This window comes from Citrobacter sp. wls718 (assembly GCF_005280945.1).
GTDB classification, from domain to species: domain Bacteria; phylum Pseudomonadota; class Gammaproteobacteria; order Enterobacterales; family Enterobacteriaceae; genus Citrobacter; species Citrobacter gillenii.
Genome location: NZ_SZWV01000002.1, coordinates 1 through 1,714, shown reverse-complemented (window position 1 = coordinate 1,714; position 1,714 = coordinate 1). Strand labels below are relative to the sequence as shown.

At 52.6% G+C, this 1,714-nt stretch carries 2 protein-coding genes; both read left to right on the top strand.

Features of this window, described 5'->3' with window-relative positions:
* The first annotated feature begins 86 nt into the window (after positions 1–86).
* Positions 87–860, top strand: a complete 774-nt coding sequence (pstB, locus tag FDW95_RS00025; RefSeq protein WP_003023821.1) for a phosphate ABC transporter ATP-binding protein PstB — start codon at positions 87–89, stop codon at positions 858–860.
* A gap of 14 nt (positions 861–874) precedes the next feature.
* Positions 875–1,600: a phosphate signaling complex protein PhoU gene (gene phoU, locus FDW95_RS00020; protein WP_115259878.1), complete on the top strand. Its 726-nt coding sequence runs from the start codon at positions 875–877 to the stop codon at positions 1,598–1,600.
* Positions 1,601–1,714: the final 114 nt, after the last annotated feature.

The following is a 1,714-nucleotide window of genomic DNA, read 5'->3' as shown; positions in this document are numbered from 1 at the left end:
GTAAACGCCTTATCCGGCCTACGGTCGAACATATTTGTAGGCCTGATAAGCTGCGCGCCATCAGGCATGATAAGGAATAGATTGAAATGAGTATGGTTGATACTGCCCCAGGTAAGATTCAGGTTCGTGATTTGAACTTCTACTACGGCAAATTCCATGCCCTGAAGAACATCAACTTGGATATCGCTAAAAACCAGGTCACGGCGTTTATCGGGCCATCAGGCTGTGGTAAATCAACGCTTCTGCGTACCTTCAACAAAATGTTTGAACTGTATCCAGAACAGCGTGCGGAAGGTGAAATTCTGCTGGATGGCGACAATATTCTCACCAATACCCAGGATATCGCGCTGCTGCGTGCCAAAGTAGGGATGGTGTTCCAGAAGCCGACGCCGTTCCCGATGTCCATCTACGACAACATCGCGTTTGGTGTCCGTCTGTTTGAAAAACTCTCGCGTGCAGACATGGACGAGCGCGTGCAGTGGGCCTTGACCAAGGCCGCATTATGGAATGAAACCAAAGATAAACTACACCAGAGTGGGTACTCTCTCTCCGGTGGTCAGCAGCAGCGTTTGTGCATTGCGCGTGGTATTGCCATTCGCCCTGAAGTGTTGCTGCTGGATGAGCCGTGTTCGGCGCTCGACCCGATCTCTACCGGGCGTATTGAAGAGCTGATCACCGAGCTGAAAGAGGATTACACCGTCGTTATCGTTACCCACAACATGCAGCAGGCTGCGCGTTGTTCCGACCACACGGCGTTTATGTACCTGGGCGAATTGATTGAGTTCAGCAACACGGACGATCTGTTCACCAAGCCCGCGAAGAAACAAACAGAAGATTATATCACCGGCCGTTATGGTTGATTCAGGAGCGCGTTATGGACAGTCTGAACCTTAATAAACATATTTCCGGCCAGTTCAACGCAGAACTGGAAAGCATCCGCACCCAGGTAATGACCATGGGCGGCATGGTGGAGCAGCAGCTTTCTGATGCCATTACCGCTATGCACAACCAGGACAGCGAGCTGGCGAAGCGCGTCATTGAGGGCGATAAGAACGTCAACATGATGGAAGTGGCGATTGATGAAGCCTGTGTGCGCATCATTGCCAAGCGTCAGCCGACGGCGAGCGACCTGCGCCTGGTGATGGCAATCATCAAAACTATCGCCGAGCTGGAACGTATTGGTGATGTAGCGGATAAAATTTGCCGTACCGCGCTGGAGAAATTCTCCCTGCAGCATCAGCCGTTGCTGGTAAGCCTGGAATCACTGGGTCGCCATACGGTGCAAATGCTGCATGATGTTCTGGATGCATTTGCGCGGATGGATCTGGACGAAGCGGTGCGTATTTACCGTGAAGACAGGAAAGTTGACCAGGAATATGAGGGCATCGTACGCCAACTGATGACCTATATGATGGAAGACCCGCGCACCATTCCGAGCGTGCTGACCGCACTGTTCTGCGCCCGTTCTATCGAGCGTATCGGTGACCGTTGCCAGAATATTTGCGAATACATCTTCTACTTCGTGAAGGGACAAGATTTCCGTCACGTCGGCGGCGATGAGCTGGATAAGCTGCTGGCGGGTAAAGACCCGAAGGAATAAGCGGCTTGTTGCGTTAGCCGGGATCCCCGGCGTCGCTATTGTAGGCCGGATAAGGCGTTACGCCGCATCCGGCATTCTGCGCCATCCGCTTGATGGCGCTTTGCTTATCAGGCC